Annotated in this window: 16 protein-coding genes, 1 tRNA gene and 1 pseudogene; 10 read left to right on the forward strand and 8 right to left on the reverse strand. The window is 37.8% G+C overall.

Going from position 1 to position 16,111, the window contains the following annotated elements:
- Positions 1-8: 8 nt before the first annotated feature.
- On the reverse strand, positions 9-182 hold the full coding sequence (locus G602_RS29680; RefSeq protein WP_305803861.1) for a helix-turn-helix domain-containing protein: 174 nt from the start codon (positions 180-182) through the stop codon (positions 9-11).
- A 532-nt stretch (positions 183-714) separates the two neighbouring features.
- On the opposite strand from G602_RS29680, the gene G602_RS28625 reads away from it, so the two are divergent.
- The 3 genes and pseudogenes from G602_RS28625 to G602_RS32180 form a co-directional block, all read left to right on the forward strand.
- Positions 715-1,647, forward strand: coding sequence for an Ig-like domain-containing protein (locus G602_RS28625; protein WP_049945075.1), 933 nt, complete (start codon positions 715-717; stop codon positions 1,645-1,647).
- Between the two features lie 200 nt (positions 1,648-1,847).
- Positions 1,848-2,078 (forward strand): hypothetical protein, encoded by a 231-nt coding sequence (locus G602_RS0105510; protein WP_026658068.1) that lies wholly within the window; start codon positions 1,848-1,850, stop codon positions 2,076-2,078.
- Between the two features lie 160 nt (positions 2,079-2,238).
- A pseudogene (locus G602_RS32180) lies at positions 2,239-2,451 on the forward strand (leucine-rich repeat protein); the annotation flags it as partial.
- Between the two features lie 432 nt (positions 2,452-2,883).
- Here G602_RS32180 and G602_RS32185 read toward each other — a convergent pair.
- The 5 genes from G602_RS32185 to G602_RS0105540 form a co-directional block, all read right to left on the reverse strand.
- Positions 2,884-3,051, reverse strand: coding sequence for an HNH endonuclease (locus G602_RS32185; protein WP_081675850.1), 168 nt, complete (start codon positions 3,049-3,051; stop codon positions 2,884-2,886).
- A gap of 9 nt (positions 3,052-3,060) precedes the next feature.
- A complete protein-coding gene (locus tag G602_RS0105525; protein ID WP_026658070.1) occupies positions 3,061-3,567 on the reverse strand; it encodes a hypothetical protein in 507 nt (168 codons plus the stop codon).
- 56 nt (positions 3,568-3,623) lie between these two features.
- On the reverse strand, positions 3,624-5,429 hold the full coding sequence (locus G602_RS25375; RefSeq protein WP_049945076.1) for a DNA primase family protein: 1,806 nt from the start codon (positions 5,427-5,429) through the stop codon (positions 3,624-3,626).
- Positions 5,430-6,226: 797 nt separating this feature from the next.
- The gene (locus G602_RS0105535) at positions 6,227-6,544 is read right to left on the reverse strand and encodes a helix-turn-helix domain-containing protein (RefSeq protein ID WP_026658071.1); all 318 of its coding nucleotides are present in this window, start codon (positions 6,542-6,544) and stop codon (positions 6,227-6,229) included.
- A 5-nt stretch (positions 6,545-6,549) separates the two neighbouring features.
- The gene (locus G602_RS0105540) at positions 6,550-6,918 is read right to left on the reverse strand and encodes a type II toxin-antitoxin system RelE/ParE family toxin (protein ID WP_026658073.1); all 369 of its coding nucleotides are present in this window, start codon (positions 6,916-6,918) and stop codon (positions 6,550-6,552) included.
- Positions 6,919-7,496: 578 nt separating this feature from the next.
- Here G602_RS0105540 and G602_RS25380 point away from each other — a divergent pair.
- The 7 genes from G602_RS25380 (at position 7,497) to G602_RS0105585 (ending at position 14,913) form a co-directional block, all read left to right on the forward strand.
- The gene (locus G602_RS25380; RefSeq protein WP_044931182.1) at positions 7,497-8,501 is read left to right on the forward strand and encodes a hypothetical protein; all 1,005 of its coding nucleotides are present in this window, start codon (positions 7,497-7,499) and stop codon (positions 8,499-8,501) included.
- Positions 8,502-8,507: 6 nt separating this feature from the next.
- Positions 8,508-10,139, forward strand: coding sequence for a TraM recognition domain-containing protein (locus G602_RS0105550; RefSeq protein ID WP_026658074.1), 1,632 nt, complete (start codon positions 8,508-8,510; stop codon positions 10,137-10,139).
- 1 nt (position 10,140) lies between these two features.
- A complete protein-coding gene (locus G602_RS0105555) occupies positions 10,141-10,620 on the forward strand; it encodes a hypothetical protein (protein ID WP_026658075.1) in 480 nt (159 codons plus the stop codon).
- A gap of 495 nt (positions 10,621-11,115) precedes the next feature.
- Positions 11,116-11,412 (forward strand): hypothetical protein, encoded by a 297-nt coding sequence (locus G602_RS30875; RefSeq protein WP_026658076.1) that lies wholly within the window; start codon positions 11,116-11,118, stop codon positions 11,410-11,412.
- A gap of 169 nt (positions 11,413-11,581) precedes the next feature.
- The gene (locus G602_RS0105570) at positions 11,582-12,814 is read left to right on the forward strand and encodes a DUF5688 family protein (protein ID WP_026658077.1); all 1,233 of its coding nucleotides are present in this window, start codon (positions 11,582-11,584) and stop codon (positions 12,812-12,814) included.
- A gap of 173 nt (positions 12,815-12,987) precedes the next feature.
- Positions 12,988-13,275: a hypothetical protein gene (locus G602_RS0105580; RefSeq protein WP_026658079.1), complete on the forward strand. Its 288-nt coding sequence runs from the start codon at positions 12,988-12,990 to the stop codon at positions 13,273-13,275.
- A 399-nt stretch (positions 13,276-13,674) separates the two neighbouring features.
- A complete protein-coding gene (locus G602_RS0105585; RefSeq protein ID WP_196808597.1) occupies positions 13,675-14,913 on the forward strand; it encodes a tyrosine-type recombinase/integrase in 1,239 nt (412 codons plus the stop codon).
- 29 nt (positions 14,914-14,942) lie between these two features.
- Here G602_RS0105585 and G602_RS0105590 read toward each other — a convergent pair.
- Positions 14,943-15,016 (reverse strand) — tRNA-Arg (locus G602_RS0105590).
- A 203-nt stretch (positions 15,017-15,219) separates the two neighbouring features.
- Positions 15,220-16,104 (reverse strand): DUF3881 family protein, encoded by an 885-nt coding sequence (locus G602_RS0105595; RefSeq protein ID WP_026658081.1) that lies wholly within the window; start codon positions 16,102-16,104, stop codon positions 15,220-15,222.
- Between the last annotated feature and the right edge of the window lie 7 nt (positions 16,105-16,111).

The raw sequence follows: 16,111 nt of genomic DNA on the forward strand, positions 1-16,111 counted from the left end.
CCGGAGCTTTATTTTGTCTTATCGTGCTTTATGATATCTTCGACTTCGCAATCAAGTATAAAACACAAAGTGTCTAGTGTCTCCGTGGAACAGGGCAGACCTTTTTTGAGCCGATGAATAGTATTTGCCGATATCCCTTGCTTGAATATCATGTTGTATTCTGTTATCCCTTTGCGCTTCATGGTCGCAAATAATGGGTCATAAGATATCAAGCACACCACCCTTTCTTCTGACAGAAAAAGTTTAGCATGCTTAACCTCTTGACTATACTCAATATATTGAGTATAATCCAAAATGTAGAAATCATTTTATGTATATGTATATACATAATTTAATCATTTTGTGATTATCTTATGGAGGGATATTTTCTATGAATATTAAAAGGTCAAAGCACAAATCAGTAACAAGCTTTTAGCCTTTCCTTTGCACTTTGCATGGTAACATTCTCAATTTTTACACGAACAACTATGTATACTAGAAAAGATCCACACCTGTGCTCCGCTCCAGGTGCGAAGAACAACTTCTTTATATGATATTTTTCTGATGCGTCCAAGGACGCATCTCCTGGCGCTAAACGCGCCCCGGCTCTGCCCCTGAAGCCAAATCAAGAAAGTTTGAATTAGTTTTGTATAGAGGGATTGGGAAAATGTTATGAATGTCGGTTATTCTTAGAGAAGAGCCCAAATAGTTAGTTTCATTATGGAGGGAACAACAATGAACAATAAGAAACTGAATATCAAAAAAATCCTAATGTGCCTCGCCCTTGCACTGATGCTCACCGGAACCTGCGCAGTTACTATCCCGCAGTTCACCATGACAGCATCTGCCAAGGCAAAGATCAGCAAGAAAAAGATCGAAATCAAACCCGGAAAAACCAAAAAGATCAAGATGTCAGGCATAAAAGGTGCTTCTGTGAAATGGTCATCATCAAACAAAAAGGTGGCAACCGTTGACCAGAACGGCAAGGTAAAGGCAAAGAAAGCCGGACAAGCCACCATAAAAGCAAAGGTTAACGGAAAGACCTATAAATGCAAGGTATGTGTCCTCTGCAAGAGCCACAAATATGAAGAAGAAACAAAAGGTACCCCCACAAAAGGAAATCCCGTGGATAAGGTGCTCAAATGCACAGTCTGTGGTCACGAAGAAAACCATGGCAAGAAATACTGGACACCATCAGAAGCAGAGATACAAGCAAGTCTTGCAGAACTGAGACAGCGTTACCCAGAAAGAACGCCACTAGTAAATATACCAGGATGTCAGCCTGCTACCTGCCAGGGATGGGTGGAACTCGTACAGAATCATGTTTTCGGAAATCTTGAAGGCATGAGAAGAGTTTATAATTATGACCTTTCCAAACTAAAGGTAGGAGATGCTATTGTTTATCAAGCATGGCAAGCTTTACATATCGTCTTTGTTACAGAGGTGAACGGCAACGAAATCATGGCTACTGAAGGTAATCCTACAACACTTTGGGATACACAATACAGAATAATATCAAATTCAACAATTATGCAATATAATCACTGTATACTATACAATGATGATGGTTCAATCAGCAAAGTGTGGAACGAAATTGATACTTTAAATGACCCCACCAATTTTGAAGTACGCTATGTCGAAACCTACTTCGACAATCAGCCGGAATAATCGTATTTTTAACTGATACACAAGACACCACGCAAAGGAATCATATCCGGAAAATGCGTGGTGTCTTATTTTTTTTAGCGAACGACGCACCCAAAACCAATAAATACCGTATACCACGAGCTTTTACGGCTTTAAATGTGATGCGCTAACTATGATATAATATGTATAAATGTTAATGTTTCAGCATTTCAGGAGGTAATATGGGTTTTATCAACGAAAAGATAGCAATAGATTTTGAAATTCCAAAAGATATTATTCCTACAGTAGAAATCTGTGAAGAGTTAAGCAAGCAGAATAACTGGGGATATGATGAATATGCTGATTTTCTTATAGATAATTTATGCAAGGAAGCATATAGACAAGGTCACATAACCAAAAAGCAATGGGATGCACTCGCTGAGAGATATCTTTCATATCCGGAAGATAATTAGGAGGGTACGTTTATGATAGATATCATTGATTTTAACGGCGCTCCCAAAAGCGATCGAGATGGTACATATTGCGGAGCTGCCGGATCCAAAGATGGAATTATATATAATGATGAATACTGGATTCTGAAATACCCAAAAAACACCCGGAGCTTTCAAAAACAGAAGCGATATACGTTATGCATATATTCCCGATTCTGTAAAGGAAATTCCTGCTGACTGTTTCAAAAACTGCAAGAACCTTAAAGTCGTTGCATGGGGATCCAATGCACTCAAAGCTTATGAAAAAGATGATGTCTTTAAAAGAAGCTGTCCCATCACTTCAAAGACCAAGAAACGCATAAGAAAAGGTGCTTTTTCCGGATGTAAAAACTGAAAGAGTTCCAGCTTTACGGAGCTTATGCTGAAATCAAAGTCGACAAGAACGCTTTTAAGAAAGACAAAAAGCAGATTACAGTAAAGACTTATGAAAAAGGATCTTATGCCAAGAAATTCATCAAGAATATTTCAGTTAAAGGCAAAGCTAAAAAGGAAGCCAAGACCAAGTGGGGCGTTCCAATCAGAGACAGTTGGGATACGAACTCAACAAATGAGCCGATCAAAGGCAAATCCAAGAAGTCTTCGAAGAAAAAAAAATAATTCTTACTAAAGACAAGGAAACGACAAGCGTTTCCTTGTCTTTTTTCTTTACTGAACGACTCTTATAATCAAGCATTTTAAGCCACAATCTGAAACAAAAACACCCCGGAGAGCTAAGATACACTCTTCGAGGTATTTTTGTTCTATATAGAATATTATGAATCATCTTTCAGTCAACATATCTGTCGCTTCTTTCACCGTTACACTCTTCGCAGAGAACCCTAAGATTTGAATCATCATCAGAACCACCCTGGCTGAAAGGTATGATGTGGTCAACTTCAAGCTTTGCAGTACCACCAGCTCCAGGACCTTTTACACCACAGCATTGTTTTCCTATTTTTCCTAATCATAAGTATGGATTACTGTATTTATTATCCTCAATTTTCCTTACATCTGGTGACCTGCTACACCTTTCCAAAATTATTTTTCCGTAGTCCATATCTATATCATGTAAAGCACATATCTTATCCAGTATTTCACGCTCATCCGGCTTATGATCAAAATAAAGATCATAAGCCAACCCTTCTGAGTTATCATCCGCTGCATAAAGCCATCCTTGTGTATGCCAGATTCTTTTTCCTTCTTCATTTTCGAGTACATCTATATCATTCGTGAAGTTATCCATCCTTGCATATGCTACATCCCACCACATATCACCAGCAACCTCACTCCAGCTAAAATCCTCTGAGACCTCATACCCATGTTCTTCTAAGAATTCTCTTGTCTTCGCTTCCTCAGCACGAACTTCATAGCCAAACTCATACGGAATATACTCTCTCAGATAACTACAAAACGGATAACTGAATGTTTCAACTACTTCATATCCTTCCTGTTCCAAATCCTTTATATCCATTAAAATACCTCTTTCCCCCGTCAAGCCGCTAGGTCAGCTACTATTTTATAATTTACTTACTTCTTTATGAATACATTTTTATATGAAGCTTTGAAATTCGACATGCAAATCTTACTCTGGTCACACCCCCGATAATACGGATTTGCCCATGAGTAGAGCTCATATTCGACTATCATGAGCTCGGGTTCTTTATTGTCGTCTTTATTGATGGCAACACATCCTTCATTAAATACCCACTCATCACCATAGTTCTGAGCTATGTAATGCTTAACTTTATCAATGACACCGTGCTTACCGATGAGTTTTCCCGAAGGATTATTCTTCTGACACCACTTTAAGTACAGCTCATAGATAAATGTCTGAGGAACCTTGTTCCACACGAGCTCGGGGAATATCTCCTCTACGAACTGCAGTACAGGGTCATTAAACTCCTTATACTCAGCAAGGAGAACCTTACATGCATCCGGCTCAGGAAGCACATAATAATCGGGTATGTTCATGACCTTCCAAAGTACGTATTCCAATACTTCCGGTCTGTGCAGATAATCTGACTTGATATAGGGTCTGTCTGATCCTCTAAATGTCTTCTCGAAAGGAACAAACAGCATTCTACGATATAGAGAATCTGTTTGATCTCCTGTTCTAGGCAAGCTGTTCACACATTCAACAATTAGACCTCGATACTTGTAGTTAATTATTGATTTGTTTTTTCTGTTTATGCCTACTTCATCATGAGTTATCAAAGCTTTAAGCTTTCCCATTTTCTGCGAGTAGCAATTCGTGTCGTTTTCGTCGGTAATGACTGCTGTGGCTCCAATTAGTGGCTCAAGCCCGAAGGTATCATTGAAATCGCTAATAGGGATACTTACATATGTTCCCACTCCACATAACTGCTTCATCAATTCACATAATGTACCCTTACCATTGCAACCAACTTGAGAATAAAACATAATCATCTTGTCAATTCTCAGATTCGGTCGAATTATTGCCCCAATCGTTTTCAATAATAAATCTACAATCTCAGGATCATCAGATAAAGAGTTAATCCATTCATCAAAATTCCACACTACTCCATCAGGCATAACTATTTCAGGCGATTGCGAAAAACCTGCTTCTATATAGTTAACCCTGCATTTTTGGGTGAAACAAATCTCTGGATCAAAGTTACTTAACTTTTTTGTTTGGTAATTAAGTATTCCATTGTTAACTGCAACAATATTTTCATCTTCACATGGCATTATCAAAGTTGCATTTGCATATAAAATGCTCTTTACTTCATCTACATCATGATCTGTACATGTATACTTAATTTGTTCAACCATTCCTCTTAGGCTTAAATCTATGTCAACATATATTCCTTCATCAGGACCGTTATCCTGATATACCATCAACATACATCTATCATCTCTTTTTCCAGTAAATGAAACAATTCGTACGTGATAATACTGCAAAATTATTTTCGCGATAGCCTGATTAGGCAGCGGCTTTATGCGGAATTTTGAGGTAAGTATTTTGTTCACACGATTGACTATCTTCTCTATCTCTTGGGCATATTTCTGATCCCATCCACTTGTCGCAACATGAACATAAGTTATTATTTCATTGATTGTTTGATTATATATATGGCGCTTCAGGCCATCTCTTAGCTGTTCAACTTTATATTGATTGGGCGGATTAGGCAATGATGCAAAAAAAGAATCCACCGCGCGTTGAATGCTTGATTCATCATCACCTAATGGAGATAAATCAATTTGATTATTAACGTAAAGAAAAATTGGGGAGTTATTAATCTGAGTAATATCATCATCCGTTCCTAGATTAATATTTGCTTCAGATTCAGAGTTAAGACTTGGTAAAATCATATTGCTATTTCCTTTCAAATAAAGCGGAAGCTTCCATTTCCTGCTGTTGACAAGACTATAACAACTTTCATTTTTATTGTCAATATGCACAATTATTCTTTCAGCCATATATGGTTATTTGTGCATATTATATATATTGCACTAATTCTTATTTTTTATTTCACCGCGAATTAGTCACGTAGCACAAATGCGCCATATATGGCTATTCGTGCAATTTGCTTATTTAATTTCGGCTATTTCGGCGAATCTTTGTATATTATTTTTTTAATTTTTATAGAATCGCACACAAAAAGGAGCACATCAGCTATATATGCATCTGTACTTCTTCTCTTATATGATTTCACCAATATAATATTACTATATTGTTAATTTTTTGTCAATTGTTGAACTCCTAGAAATTCATATTTATTTTTTCTATATCTAAAAACCAGTAACCGTCTGGAAATTAAACATTTATAGAAAATATAGAAATTTAATTTTAATAATTTCACATCAATCAATCTCCAATATATAATATTCAATCCTCTATCATATATAAATAAATTCTATAATTTCTATAATCCCTTCTAAACCGCGTAACCATGCGATTTATCTCTATAGAATTATTTTCTGTGAAATTCTATCATTTCTATAAATGCCCCGCTTTTTATACCAATAATGGAGATTAGATGTAATTTTGGCTGTGATATTATTTTATCTTCGCTCCATTGTTCTATATGTCACGTTATCTGTTACGATTGTCTTAGGCAAAAATAGGCACTCCACTTATACGGAGCGCCCTTATAATAATCAGTTATTCAATTTGTTTTAAATGAAACAAAAGAAAGATCCTGCTCTTTTCCCTGATCCAAGATATTAAGAAGGCGGTATGCAGGACCCGTAGGATGAGTTCTCCCCAGTTCCCATGCTTCAACAGTCTTTTTTGATACACCCATATAACTTGCAAAAACAGTCTGTGTCATGCCAGCTTTATTTCGAATATTCTTTATCTCTTCATTAGTATACTTTGTGACAGGTGATATCATAAATGTCGTAGACTTAGCCTTACTAATTCCCTTTTCGAAATCAATAGCCTGTTGCAAGCCTTCACATAAATCATCAAAAAGCGCACTCATAACTGTCACCTCCTATTCTTTCCAGCTTCTTCCTTTAAAGACTTCACCAGTTTTTTCAAGATGTTCTTTTCTTGTTTTGTTAGGTTTACCTGCTCGTCCTTGGTGAAAGCTGTGATAAGATAAATAACTTCATATTCCTCAAAATCAGTATAACAAACGCGAACACTACCACTTTTTCCCCTGTTCTCCAATGGAAATCTCACTTTTCTGATACCACCAGTTCCTTCCATAACCGGTCCAGATTGCGGATCCTTTAATAACATGATCTGCAAAGCTAAAAGCTCATCATCTCCAAGTCCAATCTCTTCCCATCTTTTTGAAAAAAGCGGTACTTCTATAAATGTTCTTATTAAATCGTCTTCATAGTTTTTCATGCTTTAATTATACACCCTACAATGTAGGGTGTCAATCTTGCAATCTATCTATTATTCTCTTACCTCAATTTATATCATTTAGCAATATTTGAGTTTATAAAAAGTTAATGTCTCATAAATGAGAAGTCCAGTATTTATGCGGCTTTAGGCCATTGTTTTGTGCCTCAAAACAGGTTAAGGTGTACTTATAGGACATGTGCTGGATCACATTTTAGAACAGTGGCTGGAATCATATATATAACCCTGATGTTCCTTCATGAAGCATGTTACTATCGCCTACATAAATCGATTATAAAGGAACATCTCATCACTTATATATCTACTTTTAAAGCAGATAATTTCTTGGATATTGTAATTCAATTTTATGTGTTCCAGCACTAGTTCCACACCGGAACGCCAAAAACGCCCGCAGCCCGCTCTGTTGCAGTGTAGTCGTGGCTCAAGGACCCGCGACTACACTGCAACATGCATAACTATTCCAGAACGAGTACTGGAATGGTTACTAGCGCCTGCGGGCCTGGCGAACCGGAACAAGATCAATATACTTTTTACTCGATCATTTAAAGGAGTACCTCAAAATGGAAAAAATAAAAAATGTAATTGTTACTGAATTGGATATCGAAATTCTAAAGTGTCTATATAAGATGATGTTTCTGACTGAGACCCATATTAGCGTTTTAGTAGGTGAGAACTTAGGGTACGTAAAAGGAAGGCTAAAAAAACTTTGTACTGCAGGTTTAATTACAAGAACCACTCCAAACGGTATAGCTGTCAATTGTATAACTAAAGCAGGTATAGCTGAGTTGGGTTTACCATATAGAAATATAGTAAAACCAAAACTTGGAAGATACGAGCACAATCTTGGTGAAGCAGATGTTTACGTATGGCTATCTATGTGGAGACGTTTTCAAGATGGCACTGAACATAGCTGGATACCATTTGGAAGCATTGTAACTGAGCGCGATATAGCAGCTGTTAAAGGAATGCACATAACAGGACACCGGAAAGATGGGCAGCCTATTTATGTCTCTGATGATAAAGATATCCATATACCTGATGGATATATCATTAGAAAGGATTCTTTTGCAGCTATTGAATATGAACGTACTGCTAAATCAAGTAACGCAATACTTAAGTCAAATATTAGAGAAAATATGCGGAGATTTCATTTTCAATACTGGATATATGATGATCCTTATGTTGGTAAAATTCTTTATGATCAGCAAAAAGAACTTGGGAAAAACTTAATGGCCGTTTATGACATACGTCAGATTCGGAAAGATATTGATGCTTATAAAGACAGAATTCCCTCTATTATATCTCAAAAGACCGGCATCCCTCGTAAATCCTGCTTGGGAACCCTGCTAGATCCTATTCCTCTGAATAAACTTCCTCTTCGTCCGACTTTTCAAAACCAAGTTACTTTTGAGAGTAGAGATAACTCTGTGGAAATGGCGTCAAAGAATCAAATCATAAAATCTGCTCCTGATAATATCACACCTAATGTAGCTACTCAAAGAAATCCATCTGAACCTGTTCAGAACAGACCTTTCAATGTCAAATCCTTTTTTGAAAGGAGGTGACAAACCATGATAGGTTTATACTTATTAACACTTATAGCTTTAATAATATGTCCCATTTCCGTTATTTTTATTATTTCTGCTGTCATAGCTAACCATACCATATTTCATCGGAGATACTGGGGATATCTTATCATAGCAAGTTCCAGTGCAATAATTTTTTACATAGGAGTTCGTATAAATTCGCCAGTCATTCCTTTAGTTAAGACTAGAGAAATCATAGCAACAGCCTTTCCTTTTCTTGGGTGGGAGTTTAAGAAGATTGATACAATATCATATATCCTCAGCGATTTTAGGACCCTAGGGGTTGCACTTGTACTTGAGTCGGTTTCTTTGTATCTAGCTACTCTAACTCCCGAGCGCATGATGATCAATGGAGAACGCCAACGAGAAAAGTCAAAAATGACTCTACAGCGTATAGATTATATTCCCAAGCGAAGCCAGGTCATCTTTGGCGTTTCTGGATCTGGGAAAAGCGCCTATATCGGAAAATCCATTGAGGAAATTCTAAGTAAAAATCCAAGTTCTTTTGTTGTCATTGTTGACGGTAAAGGTAGCACAGAAAAGTACTCTCTATTCTACTCGTGTATGATAATAGCAAAAAAGCTTGATAAAAGGCTGGTCGTAATAAATGGAACCTCCAATAACGAATTATCTGACTATGTCTATGATTTTCTCGAAGGAATAGAATCTACTGATGCCATGAAGGATATGGTCATGTCTCTACTTGATAATCCTTCTGTACAAGCTTCAGCCGGAAGCGAACACTATAAAGTCATAACCGAGAGATACATTCTTAAGATAATTGAGTTCATGCAAAGCCATGATATCGATGTGACACTTTTTAATCTTCTAAAGCTCCTTGATCCAGCAGATCTTAACGCTGTACTTGATCAAATGGATTTTGATTCATCAGAAAAAAAAGAGTTAAAAAGATTTGTTGATGATAGCTGGTCTGATGTTAGGGCAAATGTTGAAAAGTTAAAAATGTTTATGGATGGCCAGGGTAAAAAAATATTTACCGGAGAAGGAGAACGTATAAATTTACGGACTGCTTACTCTCAAAGGGATATAGTTCTTGTTCTTGCAGATGAGATGTCGATGCCGGAGCTCGCTTCAAAACTTGTACAACTGGTAGCATACGACCTCCGCAACCTTATAGCAGGCAGGTTGACAGGCTCTATTGACATGAACGATAAAATTTACAGTTACTGGGACGAATTTTCCGGCTACACATCTGCTACGAAAACACTGCAATCAATCTATGCCCGCGCACGAAGTGCTGATTGCATATGCAGTCTTGCTACGCAAAGCTGCTCAGACATCATCGGCCTTGGGGATGGCTGGTTTGAACGTATAATTGATACAGCTGATCGCTATGTAATTTTCAGACAGAACTCTGCTGAAGCTGCTGAATCTGCGGCATCAATATTCGGTACAGAGCTTCATGTTACTGATACCGCACGTACAAGTGAGCTACAATCCACCGGTGAAGCATCTAATACTGTAGATAGAAGTTTTATTGTGAGTCCTGATATGATTCGTAATCTTATGGTAAACAGAGGCTTCTTATTAGATAAAACAAAAAGACCTAACCACCAGCTAAAGTACTTTAAGAATAAATTCGTAAAGGAGAACTGACATGAATACAGATAAAAATTTCGACATTATTTTGGACAATATGGAACTGGGATCAAAAGTTCTTCATGTGCCTTTTTCCAGAGATATAGTTGAATTTAAGGATAATCTTCCTTCATTTGAAGGTGGCTTTTTTAATCAAAAGACTAAAACTATCGAGGTTTCAATAAATCAAGATCTCTCTATTATGCTATTTAACGCAATACATGAGCTATGGCATTATGCTGCGGACTATAAAGGAATGTCAAAGAGTACATCTACAAAAGATCCTATCATGGATTATGACGAGATCATGGCTGATGCCTTTGCTCACACATTTTTGAGTTTCCTCTATATGGATCAAGATGCTCTGTACCTCCAGAACCTAAAACTAAAATACACACACGATAAGGGCGCTAGGAGAAAAGCCATTGATAAAATGTATTTTCTCTACTCTTTAAGGCTTTTCTTCTACTCTCATTGTAGACATATCACTTCTTTATAGAAACTGATATTTCTCCTGCGGAGAAATCTTGAAAGCATTTGCGCCAAAAGACTCCCTGTGCCTGATGTGGTTCGGGCTTATCGCAGGGTTCTCCTGAATATTATACAGTTACCTGCTGCAAGCATCATTTCACATATGATTTCTCTGCTCTTCTTTGAAATTACCACAGAGATATTTCATGCCGGATTTCCGCCCATGCGCCCGGAAAACATAACAGCAGGACACGGCTTCCATGTCCGCGGTTGTCATTAGTATTGTTAAGGTTGCTTCAATCTCCTTCTCTGAGCCGCTATATGCTCTATCCAATAATCACGGAAATCCTCACTTAATCAGTGTGCGCACATTCAGCTTTCTGCATCATACTTCGGACTTCCCATATTGCAAGGACAAGCGTTGTGCCGGCGGAGCGGCATCCTTGTCAATACGGTTGCCCTTCGTAGGCTGATACGACAAGCAGAATGGTCTGCGAACACAGTTTTAAGGAGGATTATAACCATGATTATTGAAGTAACGAGCGTAAAGATAAGCGACACAGAGGTGGAGATTGAAGGTAACAACCTAGAAACAATCCTTGTAAATGACAACCTTTTTGAGGACATGGAATCAGATACATGCAAGTTTGTTTTTCCCAGAGCACATGAGGACGGCGGAATGCCTGCAATGAAGTATCTCTATCGTGTGGTAACTTCACAGAAGAAGTGCAAGGACGAGAAATCATTTGGCGAAATGATTGAGAAGCTTGCATCAGGTAACTGCATCATATCCTTATCGGAGAACTTCCTTCAGCGATAAGCTCCAACCACGACAGGCTCCTTCGGGAGTCTGTTTTTTTGCGCAAACGAAACTGAGAAAACCCCCGACACCCAGAGCAGACCGTAAAAAACATCCGGTCATCCTTCCCCGGTTTTCTCAGACTCTTTCCCCGAGCTGATGGATAAGAGAGAAGAGTAATCCAAAAATAATGATCATGAAGTTGATTGTGGTGGGATGGATTCTTATATGCCCCACAGTACTTCTGATGAAGCATATAAGGAATCTCCTTACAAAGTGCATACGACAGCTTTGGCTTCACACTAGCCGTCTAGGACAGAACCGGCAAGGGTATACGGAGCTGCATGCAGCCCTTGCAGAACCTGTCCCTCCCGGCTGGACGTGTGGCAAAGCAGTCGTATCAATGCACCTTGAAAGGAGAATGAGCCTATGTGCGTTTTTACATCAGAAGCCCTGTGGGGCAACAGATAAAAAAGAAAAAGATGATGATTATAAGAAAAAGGAGATTAACAATATGATGACAGTGAGTGTTGCGGATTTTACGGATTTCAAGAATGAGGTTGTAAGGAACATTATGGATTTCCTGCCGAAGGGATATGAGGATTCCGAGATAAAACTAAATGATGTGGTAAAGAACAATGATAGAAAGCTCTGCGGACTGACAATCAAGAGAAAGGATGTAAACATGGCACCTACGATCTATCTAGATGATTTTTATAAGGACTATGAGAACGGAAAGAGCATGGATAAGGTCCTTGAAGAGATTGCAGATGTGAGAGAAAGATTTGATGTAAAGGAAGATTACGATGTCTCCTACATATCAGATTTTGACAGCTGCAAGGATAAGGTATTGCCAAGACTTGTAAGCGGAGAGATGAATACAGAACTTTTGGAAGACAGACCACACCGGTTTGTTGATGATCTTGCAGTGATATATGCAATAGAGATTAACGATGAAATGAGCATTCCGGTGTCTAACAGAATACTGGATATGTGGGGGATCACGGAAGAAGAACTTAATAAACAGGCAGTTTCAAATATCCCTGAGAAAGCTCCTAGCACGTTAATTTCTATTGGAGAAGTCCTTAAAAGAATGATGAATGCTGATGATGTAGATGACATGTTTCCCATAGATAATGCATTTTATGTACTCAGTAACCGACAGCAGAAATTTGGTGCAGCAGCGCTACTGGATTCAAAGATGATGCAGTCAATTGTTGAAAGATTTGGAGAGTTCCATATCCTGATGTCAAGTGTGCATGAAGTCCTGATAATTCCAGCTGATTTAACGAGCGATAAAAGAGATCTGGAATTCATGGTAAAAGAGGTAAACCGCACAATCGTTAATCCAATAGACAGACTTTCAGACAACATATATACCTACTCTGCAGAAAAAGGACTCTGTAGAACACAAAAAGACTAGCTGAGGTATCGGCTAAACGGCCAGAAAGGAGATTTCATGGATTTTTGGTATGACTTTTTTAAAGGATATTTCTACAGCCATATTTTAAAAACAATATATTTGAATATATCTGAGAAAACAATAAATAAGTTGTCAAAAAAAAGATATTTATGAAGAAAGCAAGGTGATTGGTCATGACAAATAGGCAGATTATTGCAAAAGCTGCAATTGATCATGGGCTATATACTGATATGCAAGTTGTAGAGATGTTAGATAATAACGAAGACATTCCTTTACATACACTTCAAGGATGGAATTTGATAGGTTCAAAAAAAGGTGTCAAATATAGAATCCGTGAAGGCGAGTATGGTATCAAGTGTAAATTATGGAAAAAAAGAGTTGTTAAAAACTCTTCTCTAGAATTTTATCTAACAACATCTTACCTTTTTTCTGATAAGCAGATAGAATTAGTCACTGATTAAAATTGATTATAATTCTTTATGATTTTTCTTAACCATATATGGCTGAAAGCCGCATAAATACTGAGTTTTTCTGTTGACGATCTTTTTCTTATCCGGTATCATGAATGTAAAGTAAATTACATATTTCATTCACGGAGAGGCCAAGACAGCAGGAAGATTCTTCTACTTACTTCCTGCATTGATGGGTGCACCGGACAGTAGAATGTGGGATGCCGTAACCACAGATAAAAAGCGGATAGTCCAGACGCAAAGCTACATTTTATAGTTTATGGACGAAAAAAAGCGATCTCAGATAGGAGCGCGACGGGTGAATGCTTACAACTCAGCTAAACTGCTGTTGTAAGTGTTCGCCCGCTTTTTATTTGCAGTAATTGATATATTACAAAGGGCATGGTTACTATGGATAGATCAACTCAGTCTTTTACAATTTCAGAAATCACGCTATTATTAAGTAGTGGAACAATGGAACCCGCAATGGTACAAGATATGTTAACTGTTGCAAAAAAGAATTATGTTCTCTCAAGACATAGCCAAAGTATTGCTCCCATGCCCCATGCAAAAGGCAGAAAAAAAGGCATGTGGAAAACTTATGTCTATGTCGAAGGTAAAAGAAAGGAGTTTCTTGGGAAGGACGAGTTTGAACTATATGATAAACTTTATGATTACTACACTAAGATAGATAATGCCTCAAAAACTCTTATAAGTGTTTTTGAACAGCTGTGCTCATATAAGAAAACTGTCATGATGCGGAGCCAGAACACTATCGATGATGACCGCTCATTTTTCTCTAATGTATCTACAGAGCTTCAGACCTCAGCAATTCAGGACATCACTGAAGATGATGTTCGTTATTGGATTGTTAACGATTTTGTTTTGAAGCATCCAAAAGTTTCACGTTTCAAAAAGACTCTACAGTTGCTAGACCAGGTTTTTGAGTATGGTCGACGTAAGAAGGCGTGTACTGAAAATCCCATGTCATATATTCCTATAAGCGATTATCTTAGATACTGTGATACTAGCAAAAAAACAGATGAAGAAAAAGCTTTTTCTGAGAATGAGCTAAGAAGGATTTCTGAAGATACTCAAAGTCAGCAGTCAAATCCCCGTGCTTTAATGGCACTTCTTGCAATGGAGACTGGCTGCAGAGCAGGAGAACTTCCGGCAATTCATGTTGATGACATTAACGATGATTACATACATATCCATCGTCAGCAGCTTCGTGAATCTGACCCAGAAACAGGGAAAAATCGGATATATGAAGTTAGCTACACTAAGGACGAGCGTACTCACCCACATGACGGAAGATATATTCCCCTTACAGACAAGGCAAAAGCTGTAATCAAAGCGGCACATAATATTCCGGGAAAATCTGTTTATCTGTTTCATGACCCTAATAGTGATGCCATGGTAACCAAGGATAGTTATTCACACAATCTCCGGAAACGCTGTTTGAGACTTGGATGTGTACCAACCAACAACCATGCTTTCCGGATGGCATTCAATTCCAGGCTGATCAGACTTGGCTTTAGTGCTGATGACAGAGCACTCATTCTTGGTCATGAAGTTCAGACAAATGAATCCCACTACTCGCTTACTGATAAGCGCAGACTTGATGAGATAAAGTCTCGTCTAAAATAAAAAGAAGCCTTAATAATGGCTTCTTTTAGCGTCCACGAGAGGATTCGAACCTCCGACCTCTGGCTTAGGAGGCTAGCGCTCTATCCAGCTGAGCTACGTGGACTTATTTATGATAATGGATGTGATATAAAATCTGTCACCCACTGTCACCCATATGAAATTATTAAAAAAGCGTTAACCATGCGGTTTGTAGCCCATTCACACCCGCTTAGGAGGCGGACGCTCTATCCAGCTGAGCTACGAGAACAACTGTTATTCAACACCAAAATATCTTATCATAGGAAAAGTGCAAATTCAATATAATAATCAATTTTCCGGGTAGTTAACATATCCCTGCATCCAAATATTTCCTTTAAATCTTCTTCCGGGAACAGGTTCTCCAAGAAGATCCTTTCTATTAATGCAGACATCGAATATCAGTTCATTGCAATTAATTGTCATGATTACCAATGTCTGTCCGGTTAAGCTATTAGTCTCCTCATGACATTCCATAATTTCTCCCATAACAGAGTATTGATCACATTCAACACCAAATGGCATAAAGTAGTTATCCACAATTGTGTATATATCTGTGGTTTTAATCTGCTTGGAAATAGCACTGTAAGTATCCATATCATCTATTGATAAAGATTCCATTGCTGATTCGTCACCTTTTCTGGCCTTATGCATCAGCTTTTCTCTCTCGCGGGTTCGCTTTCTTGCAAAGTTCTTATCACTATCTGACTTGGCAATTGGCATCACTACAGTCCCTTTAAGTGAAAGAGCTGATAATGTAAGTGATGTTCCCTTTATTGGAAATCTGTTTTCATTTTGAATCTTTATATAAGGAATCATGTTCTGCAGATAAAAAATGATTGTCACCCCTACACGAAGATCATCACATACACCGGCATATGATTCCTTTGATGAATGTCTTGAAACTGTAATATCCTCCTCAGTTGTTACATTAGTACCTCTGATATAAGGATAATAATAATCATATAGGAATTTGTCATTTTCATTAAATTCACCGCAAACACAAATTCCTATACTATCGGTGAAATCCTTGCAGAATTCTCCGATAAGCTTTTCTCCATCTTTAGTTACATAAGATCTTGAATCAGCCTGTTGGACAGTCATGGCAATAAGTTCTTGTATATCTTCTCTGCTTCTGAAATTTTCAAAACCAATAGCTCTTAAATAATTATGCATGGATTTC

The organism is Butyrivibrio sp. AC2005 (assembly GCF_000424145.1).
Classification (GTDB): Bacteria; Bacillota; Clostridia; order Lachnospirales; family Lachnospiraceae; genus Butyrivibrio.

Excerpts from the sequence above, each read along its gene's own strand:
- G602_RS30875 (WP_026658076.1), top strand. The coding sequence starts at position 11,116 with ATGATTATTGAAGTAACGAGCGTAAAGATAAGCGACACAGAGGTGGAG.
- G602_RS25375 (WP_049945076.1), bottom strand. The coding sequence starts at position 5,429 with ATGATTTTACCAAGTCTTAACTCTGAATCTGAAGCAAATATTAATCTA.
- G602_RS0105595 (WP_026658081.1), bottom strand. The coding sequence starts at position 16,104 with ATGCATAATTATTTAAGAGCTATTGGTTTTGAAAATTTCAGAAGCAGA.
- G602_RS0105535 (WP_026658071.1), bottom strand. The coding sequence starts at position 6,544 with ATGAGTGCGCTTTTTGATGATTTATGTGAAGGCTTGCAACAGGCTATT.
- G602_RS29680 (WP_305803861.1), bottom strand. The coding sequence starts at position 182 with ATGAAGCGCAAAGGGATAACAGAATACAACATGATATTCAAGCAAGGG.
- G602_RS25380 (WP_044931182.1), top strand. The coding sequence starts at position 7,497 with ATGGAAAAAATAAAAAATGTAATTGTTACTGAATTGGATATCGAAATT.
- G602_RS0105585 (WP_196808597.1), top strand. The coding sequence starts at position 13,675 with ATGGATAGATCAACTCAGTCTTTTACAATTTCAGAAATCACGCTATTA.
- G602_RS0105550 (WP_026658074.1), top strand. The coding sequence starts at position 8,508 with ATGATAGGTTTATACTTATTAACACTTATAGCTTTAATAATATGTCCC.
- G602_RS0105510 (WP_026658068.1), top strand. The coding sequence starts at position 1,848 with ATGGGTTTTATCAACGAAAAGATAGCAATAGATTTTGAAATTCCAAAA.
- G602_RS0105540 (WP_026658073.1), bottom strand. The coding sequence starts at position 6,918 with ATGAAAAACTATGAAGACGATTTAATAAGAACATTTATAGAAGTACCG.
- G602_RS0105570 (WP_026658077.1), top strand. The coding sequence starts at position 11,582 with ATGATCATGAAGTTGATTGTGGTGGGATGGATTCTTATATGCCCCACA.
- G602_RS28625 (WP_049945075.1), top strand. The coding sequence starts at position 715 with ATGAACAATAAGAAACTGAATATCAAAAAAATCCTAATGTGCCTCGCC.
- G602_RS0105525 (WP_026658070.1), bottom strand. The coding sequence starts at position 3,567 with ATGGATATAAAGGATTTGGAACAGGAAGGATATGAAGTAGTTGAAACA.
- G602_RS0105555 (WP_026658075.1), top strand. The coding sequence starts at position 10,141 with ATGAATACAGATAAAAATTTCGACATTATTTTGGACAATATGGAACTG.
- G602_RS0105580 (WP_026658079.1), top strand. The coding sequence starts at position 12,988 with ATGACAAATAGGCAGATTATTGCAAAAGCTGCAATTGATCATGGGCTA.